Genomic DNA, 8,350 nt, shown 5'->3' with positions numbered 1-8,350 from the left:
ATGCGATGCCTAAGCGGCCCATATAGGTAGTCACCTGCAGTATTTAATCTTTTCCCCTGCACCTCAGATTTTGAGGCTGAGAAAATCGCAGCGACAGCTTCAGGCCGATCTCGTATTCTTTGGTCCCATAATCAATATCTACAGGACCTGTCACCCAACCCTTTCAGGCGGGCCGAACCCATCCAATAACTCAGAGGTATATAACCTTTTTGCTCACGCCGCATAAGACACCGATTCTTGCGCCGAAGATGGATCGAAGAATTCCGCCGCATATATAACGCCACAATCGTCGAGTATTAATATCATCATCGTCGACACCAGCTGATTGATATGTCTGCTGGAGGTCTTTTATGGGTTACACATTAACTGAGAAGATCCTGCGAGAGCATCTCGCGGATGGCTCCTACGAGCTGGGCAAAGAGATAGGCATAAAGATAGACCAGACGCTGACCCAGGATGCTACGGGCACCATGGCTTATCTCCAGTTCGAGTCCATGGGGCTATCTGATATCGCCACTGAGCTTTCCGTGAGCTATGTCGATCATAATACCATCCAGGTGGGATTCGAGAACGCCGATGACCATGCCTACCTGGAGTCAATCGCTAAGAAGTACGGCATATACTTCTCTCGTCCAGGAAACGGCATCTGCCATCAGGTCCATCTGGAAAGATTCGCCCGCCCGGGAAAGACCCTTCTGGGCTCAGACAGCCATACCCCCACCGCAGGTGGGGTGGGCTCTTTGGCCATGGGTGCGGGCGGGCTGGATGTGGCGGTAGCAATGGGCGGAGGAGCATACTACCTCGCTGCCCCCAAAGTGATCGATGTCCACCTAATGGGCAATCTCCGGCCCTGGTCCACAGCCAAAGACGTAGCGCTAAAGGTACTGCAGATCCTGAGTACAAAGGGAAACGTGGGCTTCGTCTCCGAGTATACCGGCGATGGCATAGCCGGCCTGACGGTACCGGAGAGAGCGACCATCACCAATATGGGAGCTGAGACCGGAGTGACCACATCCATATTCCCCAGCGACCTGCAGACCAAGAGGTTCCTGGCTGCCCAGGAGAGAGAGAGTCAATGGCAACCTCTTGCCCCAGACAAAGATGCCACCTACGACCGCAGCCTGGAGATCGACCTGGCCCAGATCGAGCCCCTGGCAGCCGCTCCCCACAGCCCGGGGAACATAATCAAAGTCCTGGATCTGGATCTTGCTGTAGACCAGGTGATGATAGGCTCCTGCACCAACTCCTCTTATGTAGACCTGATGACGGTGGCCAGGATGGTGAGGGGAAAGAAGCTTCCTGAAGGCGTTTCTTTAGGAATCGCCCCCGGATCGCGACAGGTCTTGAATGCCATTGCCAAAAATGGCGCCCTCAGCGACCTGATAGCATTCGGGGCCAGAATATTGGAATCGTCCTGCGGATTTTGCATTGGAAACAGCATGTCCCCTTGCACCAACTCCGTCTCCGTCCGCACCAGCAACCGCAATTTTATGGGTCGATCCGGCACTCCCAGCGCCAATGTATACTTGACCAGCCCGGTAGTTGCTGCTGCTGCCGCTCTCACCGGCAGGCTGACTGACCCAAGAGAGCTGGATATGGAGTTCCCGGCAATTCAGATGCCCGAGCATTTCGATATCGATGACAGGATGATCATCCCGCCACTAGCACCTGAGCAAAGGGCAAGAGCTACGATCTGCCGCGGACCGAACATCGGCCAACCTCCCGTCAACCAACCACTTCCAGAGGATATAGCAGGATCCGTGACCATAAGGGTGGGTGATCTGATAACAACTGATCACATCATGCCTGCTGGGTCCCGGCTCAAATACCGCTCAAACGTTCCCAAGTATGCAGAATTCGTCTTTGAACCACTGGATAGGAACTTCTTCTCCCGGGCATCCTCCCTCCGCGATCAAGGCTTCCAGAATCTGATCGTGGCAGGCCTGAGCTATGGCCAGGGCTCATCCCGCGAGCATGCGGCCATGTGTCCCATGTACCTGGGAGTGAAAGGGGTGATCGCCAAATCCATAGAAAGGATACATGCCGCTAACCTGGTGAACTTCGGCATAGTGCCGTTTACCTTTGAAAATGAGGCTGACTGGAATCTGCTGCCGGAAAAAACGAATATAAGAATCCCTGGTATTCGCAGATCTTTAGAGAAGGGCCTAGATAGTGTGCTCGCCCATGCAGAAAGCAGCAGAAAAGGAGAAGAAGGAGTGGGAAGGAAAGGAGAAAATAAAAAGGAAGAAGAGCTAGTTCTGAAGATGAACCTCTCTCGTCGCCAGAGGATGATTCTCCTGGCCGGCGGACTCTTGCCCTTTACAGTCATGTCAAGAAAATAAATGAAATTAGCCGCTCAGACGTTGAAGAACGACATGACACTCTGAGAGAGCAGATTCCCTGTAGCATCAACTGCAGGAGTGGCACTGGTGGCATTCAGGCCTGCTACAGCAGCGAATTTGCCAAGATCGTTCAGGCCCAGTTCACGGTATACCGCGGTCTTCAGGGCCTGGCTGTTCTTCTCTTTCTCGCTGAGGCCCATGGTTGAGACATTGCTCTTGAAGCTCGTGGAATCAAGCTGCATAGGGGTGCTGAACATCAGGGGGAAGTTGTTTACCCACATATCCATTTCAGAGGTCATGACGTGGCTGCTCTGGTTCTTGTTGCCGACAACATAATTGCTCCAGTAGTTATTCACATAAGGTTCAAAGGTTGAGGTGATTGGTTCATTGAAGAATGCCCTTTGAGTGGAGCTATAACCATCTCCCAGGCCGCTACCCTGGGCACCTGCTAGGCCCATCAGGCAGAATAGTGTAACCAATGCGGTTATATTTTTCATATTAATCAATCCTCTTATATTCAGTTTTCCTTATCCCCTGATGATCAGACCCAACCTATTTATTCCTTATTGGTGAAGGATTTGCATATGCCGGACCGCTTCGAGATACTGCATAAAGATCTGGCCGGAAGGATCGGCCGGCTTTCTACTCTTCATGGCACCGTCGAGACACCACTGCTCATGCCTGTGATAAATCCCCACCTTCCCCTCATCCCTCCAGATGAGCTGGCCTCGATGGGTGCGGAGATGGTTATCACCAACAGCTACATAATAAATCAGGATCCTGACTTGAGGGAAGGAGCAATAGAGCAGGGCTTGCACCATCTCCTGGGCTTTCCCGGGCCCATAATGACCGACTCAGGAGCCTTTCAGCTCTCCGTCTATGGCGATATCGATGTTCTGCCTCTGGAGATCCTTGATTTTCAGTTTGCCATAAAATCAGACATATCCGTGCCCCTGGATATACCCACCCCACCTGATGTCTCCAGGGAGAGGGCGGAGTCGGAGTTGAATATCACAGAGGAACGACTGCGGGAGGCAGCCGGCCTGAAGAGAGATGCCCTATTGGCCGGACCGGTTCAGGGATCTACCTATCCCGACCTCCGGGAAAGGGCGGGGAGATTCGCCCGAGAGCTCGGATTTGATCTTTATCCCATAGGAGGAGTGGTGCCTCTGATGGAGGCCTACCGTTTCAGGGATCTGGTAGATGTGGTTGTCTCTGCCAAGAAGGGTTTGGGCTCGGGGGTGCCAGTCCATCTCTTCGGAGCTGGACACCCAATGATCTTTGCTCTAGCCGCTGCTATGGGCTGCGACCTCTTCGACTCCGCTGCTTATGCCCTCTACGCCCGGGAGGGCCGCTATCTGACCGTCCAGGGAACTCGGAAGCTGGAGGAGATGAAGCATCTTCCCTGCTCCTGCCCAGTCTGCCTGAAATATACCCAGCAGGAGCTGATGGATAGCCCCCAAAGATCGAGGGAGCTGGCCCGCCACAACCTTTACGTCTCCCTGCAGGAGATCAAGCTCGTCCGGCAGAGCATTCGCGATGGCTCGCTATGGGACCTTCTGGAGACGCGCTGCCGGTCTCATCCCCGCATGCTGGACGGCCTGAAACAGCTGGCCTCATATGGAGATTGGCTGGAGGGCCTGGACTCAGCCAGCAAGTCCACATTTTTTTATCTGAGCCCAGAATCTGCAAGCCGGCCTGAGGTCATCCGCCATGGCCGGAGGATCGAGCGGATCAGCCTGAAAGGCGAGGTTCTGATCACCGATGATCCAAACGCGAACCCGAGCGGTTATGATAACGTCCTGAATTTCAAGCCACCATTCGGACCCTATCCGACGCAACTCTCGGAGACCTATCCATTCAACGCCGAAGTCCCGGCGGAGGCTGACGATGCGGCGATAGATCGAGCGGTAAGGATCACAAGAAGGCTGATCGAGGCCAATCCAGATGCCCGGTTCACCTTCCGGCTGAAGATCAACCTTGAAGAAAGATTAGAGCAATTGCCCAAGGTGCATATGCCATGACAAAATACTTCGAGATCCTCCGCCGCGACGGCCCTGCTCGGATGGGAAAGCTCCTCCTGAACAGGCAGATCAGCACTCCCGGCGTTATCACTCCAGACGACTACCTATCCGCAGGAAGCATCTATAGCTATAATTCCCTGGATGAGGCCATAGCTATTCAGGAGGGGTTGAAGGATCAAAAGAAGCTGGCCATCTTGCCTTACGTCCCTTCAGCATTGCACTCCGAGCCGGCCCTGGAGCTGCCCGCAATGGATTTGGACGGCCCCAAAGGATTGCTCGTCCACCCCTTCAGAGAGAAGACGCCGGAGGGGGCCGATGTTTATCTGATGGGCAATGCCGGAAGCCTCAAGAATCCCAGAGACCTGGTGAAGGCGATCATCGGGGTTAGGGATAAGACTGCTCCAGATAGCGCTCTTTATGCACCTGCTCTTGCCACGCCCGCCAATCTGGCCCTTCTGGTCTATTTGGGAATAGATCTCATTGATGGCACCAGGATGATAGCAGATGGCCTCCTGGGCCGTTACCATACCCGGGACGGAGTCTGGAGCGCCAAAGAGCTGGCCGAGAGGGATGAGCTTTTCTGCCTCTGTCCTCACTGCCAGAAGATGCGGGAGAAGGAGACCAGACAGGAGACGGATCTCCTCGTTGCCCATAACCTCCAGAAGCTCGATGAGGAGCTGCTGGCGGTCAGAGAAGCTGTCCGCACCCAAACAATCAGGGAGTACGTGGAGCGGCAGATGAGGGTGACGCCCGACCAGACCGCTGCCCTGCGCCTGCTGGACGCGGAGCACCGGTATCTGGAGAGGAGGACGCCCGTCAGCCGGCGCAGCGCTTTTTATGCCAACTGCGCCGAGTCATTGCAGAGGGTGGAGGTCACTCGATTCGCAGAAAGGGTTTTAGAGAGATATCAGGCTCCGCAAAGCGATGTGCTGCTGCTCCTGCCCTGCTCCGCTCGCAAGCCCTACTCCACCTCCCGATCACACCGCCTCTTCGCCGAGGCCATTGGCTCCGCCAGGCGCTATCTGCATGAGCTGATACTGACCTCGCCCCTGGCGCTCGTGCCACGGGAATTAGAGGAGGCTTATCCTGCTGCCAGCTACGATGTCCCCGTCACCGGCCGCTGGGATCGAGAGGAGAGAGCGTGGCTGGCCGGGTGCCTGAAAGCTTACCTGAAAAAGAACCGGTATGTCAGAATAGTGGCCCACCTGGATGGAGAGCTGGAGGAGCTGGTGCGAGAATCCGGCATTGATGCCGTCTATACCGGCGGAGGAACCAATGGTCCAGCCCTGGCACGCCTCGGTGAAGCGATAAAAGAAGCATGCCGTAACGCAGCACGCCTGCCAGATCTGCGGCTATTGCGTTACCGGGCCCATGCCGACTTTTATTTCGGCCAGGGTGCAGGCGATGCTCTGCTGGCGGGAAAGATAGTGGTGAGGGGCAGAGAGATTCAGGATGAGAACAAGAGGCCTCTGGCCACCTGGACAATAAACGGCAACATGGCGTTGTCGATGGCGGGGGCAAAGCGCCTGGAACCCCTGGGCCGCTATACGGTCAGGATCGGCGACTTTCTGCCCCGAGGCTCGCTGCTCGCTCCGGGCGTGGTGGATGCAGACGAAGAGATCCGGCCGGGAGATGAGGTGATAATCACAGGCGAGCAGGCCTTTGGTATTGGCCGGGCGAAGATGTCCGGCTGGGAGATGGTGGCATCAAGGAGAGGAGTGGCGGTGGAGATCAGGCACATAAAGGAGAGGTAGAGGCGCCTCCAGCGCAAACGGGTTTACGGGCCTCTCGCGCTCTGGTTTTCATGGTTTTCCTTTCAGGTGCCCAGCGAATCGGGCCTGCAGGACCCTCAAGAAATGAATCCTTTAGGCAATATAATGAACTGGATTCATTTGCTGATATCAGGCAATATCACAGGCCGGGGACTTCCACTCTAACCTTTCCTATGAATAGACTCTCCTCGATTGGGGCCGCCACTAGATCTTCCTTCAGGGCTATCAGGTGGGATTCGATGGCTTCCTTGGTATTTTGCAGGGTTTGATCTATTGTTTCTCCTTGAGAGTAGCATCCAGGAAGAGCGGGAACTTCAGACCAGAAGCCACCCTCTTCCGCCTGATGGATCAAAATAGTATATTCCATAATTAATCACTCCTTCAAGAGTATCATGAATTCTTCATCATCCAGGCCGGCCTTTCTAATTGCCGACTTTAGCAGGCCAATCTTAAGACTCCCTGAGACTGGGATAGTTATGAGCTATCCATTTGGCATTTTAATGTTGACATGATCACCTTTTCCGCGGCGGACTATTCCGCCTGCTTTGATGAAAGCCTTAATCGCTTCCTTGCCGCTTACACTTCTCAATAGGCCCAATGGAATCCATCCGAACTACCCGAGACTTCTGCATATCTGTAGTTGTTTTTATACATCTAATTTATGCTTATTTCCCCCTGGTGCATTGCTATCTGGCCTGGCGCACCGCAGGCCGCGTCTCTTCGCATATTCTTCAAGGCTGATAAAATCATCCTTTTCCAGTTCGATGAGTGCATGAATTTCCTCTGCGGTCGATTCATCACACTCTTCCAGAGCGTCTAAGCCCTGGTCGCTGGTGGATTCCTCTCTTTTAGTCTTGATTCTGCCTCGTGCTGCCATTGAATCACTATCTTCTCTGCTATTCTTAATAATTTCGCCTATATGCGTTTTCTTCTGAGACACCAAAACCTTTTTCGTTATGACTGTCACAGGAAATCTGCAAACCATCCAAGCAATCGACATTTTTGTCGAGATATACGTAAGGGAGATGCTCATGCCACGCCTGACCGAAAGAGAACAGCAGGAGATAATCCGCTACATAGAAGCCGATAAGCCCCTGCCAGACAAGTACCGCTTTCTGCTCTTTGAGGATAAGCGCGAGGTGGAGCTGGTTTGGAACGGCAAGACAAATGAGGAGATCAGGCCGGGAGATGGTCCGATCAAGGAGAGGAGTGGCAGTGGAGATCAGGCACATCAAGGGGAGATAAGAGCATGAGAGGAGTGAGGAAGAGACGAAAGGTAAAGAATGAAAAGAACAGCTTGGATATGATCAGCCCAACCTCTTTTTATTCCAGCCAGGACGATAAGATTAAGCTGAACTGGTTTTGCTATGAATTAGCTTTGTCGATTTATGATAGCATGAAAGATGAACTTGCCTACATGCTGAGAAGGAAAAAGATCAGTGATGAGGTCCTTGCGGAGTTTTGCATTTACTATACAAAAGCAATGAAGGATGAAGTTCTCAGGCAATTGTCCGGCGAAATTGAAAAAGTGTGCATCTCATACGAGCCCGTAGAATCGTTCTTCCCTGATATCGGCGATGACATGGTTAATAAAATGACTGATGCAATCTCATATGCATGGGATCATATGCTCAGCATCTGCGAGGTATGCCCCAATCGATGCATCAGCGAGAAGGATGTATTCTGCACCCTGTTCGATGAAAAGCATCTCTTCGAATAATGGGATACGGAAAGAGATGAGGAATATGCTGCTAATAGACGAGATGAAGGCCAATCTGCCCATCACCGCTTATGCCAGCCGCGATTTGAGCAAAACCTTGATTGCGAATGGATTTGATGTCACACCGGAAAAGGAATTGAAGATCCTTAATGTAGTCGAGTCAGGAGAGGAAGGAGGCATAGCCTGCTTCCTGGATCTACCGGAAAACTTTGTCGTATCTTTAACACTTCTCAGGGTGGGGCCGGATCATCCACTGCACGACAAGATATTGTCTTATCAAAAGAAAAGGATCAGACGCATCTTCAGGTCAAAGGGTTTGGGGTCAAAAAGGATGAAACAGATTTTTCAGCAGGAGAAATAGTAGTATTCTTCAATTTGCACCAGAGAGATGGCAACAGATGGCTCCGATTGTCGTTTCAGCAATCCAATCGTAGCGGCGGAGGGCAGTTTGCGCTCCTCACATAAACACGGGCTGGAAGCCCCGCTCTTCAG

8 protein-coding genes and 1 pseudogene are annotated in these 8,350 nt (G+C 52.9%); 6 read left to right on the top strand and 3 right to left on the bottom strand.

Going from position 1 to position 8,350, the window contains the following annotated elements; genetic code table 11:
• The first annotated feature begins 350 nt into the window (after positions 1 to 350).
• Complete coding sequence (locus tag BP822_RS11280; protein ID WP_286878310.1) at positions 351 to 2,342, top strand: aconitate hydratase; 1,992 nt, start codon at positions 351 to 353, stop codon at positions 2,340 to 2,342.
• Positions 2,343 to 2,356: 14 nt separating this feature from the next.
• Here BP822_RS11280 and BP822_RS11275 read toward each other — a convergent pair whose 3' ends face one another.
• On the bottom strand, positions 2,357 to 2,800 hold the full coding sequence (locus BP822_RS11275; RefSeq protein WP_157863616.1) for a hypothetical protein: 444 nt from the start codon (positions 2,798 to 2,800) through the stop codon (positions 2,357 to 2,359).
• Between the two features lie 126 nt (positions 2,801 to 2,926).
• Here BP822_RS11275 and tgtA point away from each other — a divergent pair, with 126 nt between their 5' ends.
• Entirely contained in the window at positions 2,927 to 4,366 is a 1,440-nt protein-coding gene (gene tgtA / locus BP822_RS11270; RefSeq protein WP_286878309.1) for a tRNA guanosine(15) transglycosylase TgtA, read from the top strand.
• Positions 4,363 to 6,120 carry an archaeosine synthase subunit alpha gene (gene arcS, locus BP822_RS11265; protein WP_286878308.1) on the top strand — a complete coding sequence of 586 codons (1,758 nt, stop codon included), beginning with the start codon at positions 4,363 to 4,365 and terminating at the stop codon, positions 6,118 to 6,120. The genes tgtA and arcS overlap by 4 nt, the downstream gene beginning before the upstream one ends.
• Before the next feature lie 157 nt (positions 6,121 to 6,277).
• On the opposite strand, the gene BP822_RS11260 is transcribed toward arcS, so the two are convergent.
• The gene (locus tag BP822_RS11260; RefSeq protein WP_013718268.1) at positions 6,278 to 6,505 is read right to left on the bottom strand and encodes a type II toxin-antitoxin system HicB family antitoxin; all 228 of its coding nucleotides are present in this window, start codon (positions 6,503 to 6,505) and stop codon (positions 6,278 to 6,280) included.
• Between the two features lie 279 nt (positions 6,506 to 6,784).
• On the bottom strand, positions 6,785 to 7,105 hold the full coding sequence (locus BP822_RS11255; protein WP_157863615.1) for a hypothetical protein: 321 nt from the start codon (positions 7,103 to 7,105) through the stop codon (positions 6,785 to 6,787).
• A 64-nt stretch (positions 7,106 to 7,169) separates the two neighbouring features.
• On the opposite strand from BP822_RS11255, the pseudogene BP822_RS12900 reads away from it, so the two are divergent.
• The 3 genes and pseudogenes from BP822_RS12900 to BP822_RS11240 all read left to right on the top strand — a co-directional run.
• Positions 7,170 to 7,310, top strand: a pseudogene (locus tag BP822_RS12900) (adenine methyltransferase); the annotation flags it as partial.
• Positions 7,311 to 7,387: 77 nt separating this feature from the next.
• Entirely contained in the window at positions 7,388 to 7,858 is a 471-nt protein-coding gene (locus tag BP822_RS11245) for a hypothetical protein (RefSeq protein WP_286857630.1), read from the top strand.
• Positions 7,859 to 7,883: 25 nt separating this feature from the next.
• Positions 7,884 to 8,219, top strand: a complete 336-nt coding sequence (locus BP822_RS11240) for a hypothetical protein (protein WP_286878307.1) — start codon at positions 7,884 to 7,886, stop codon at positions 8,217 to 8,219.
• Positions 8,220 to 8,350: the final 131 nt, after the last annotated feature.

Origin of the sequence: Methanosaeta sp. UBA458 (assembly GCF_002496085.1) — an archaeon.
Taxonomy (GTDB): Archaea; Halobacteriota; Methanosarcinia; order Methanotrichales; family Methanotrichaceae; genus Methanothrix; species Methanothrix soehngenii.
This window is presented reverse-complemented; position numbering and strand designations above follow the sequence as displayed.

Bases quoted from the DNA above. Each gene is read 5' to 3' on its own strand.
- BP822_RS11240 (WP_286878307.1), top strand. From the start codon at position 7,884: ATGCTGCTAATAGACGAGATGAAGGCCAATCTGCCCATCACCGCTTAT.
- BP822_RS11245 (WP_286857630.1), top strand. From the start codon at position 7,388: ATGAGAGGAGTGAGGAAGAGACGAAAGGTAAAGAATGAAAAGAACAGC.
- BP822_RS11275 (WP_157863616.1), bottom strand. From the start codon at position 2,800: ATGGGCCTAGCAGGTGCCCAGGGTAGCGGCCTGGGAGATGGTTATAGC.
- BP822_RS11260 (WP_013718268.1), bottom strand. From the start codon at position 6,505: ATGGAATATACTATTTTGATCCATCAGGCGGAAGAGGGTGGCTTCTGG.
- arcS (WP_286878308.1), top strand. From the start codon at position 4,363: ATGACAAAATACTTCGAGATCCTCCGCCGCGACGGCCCTGCTCGGATG.
- BP822_RS11280 (WP_286878310.1), top strand. From the start codon at position 351: ATGGGTTACACATTAACTGAGAAGATCCTGCGAGAGCATCTCGCGGAT.
- tgtA (WP_286878309.1), top strand. From the start codon at position 2,927: ATGCCGGACCGCTTCGAGATACTGCATAAAGATCTGGCCGGAAGGATC.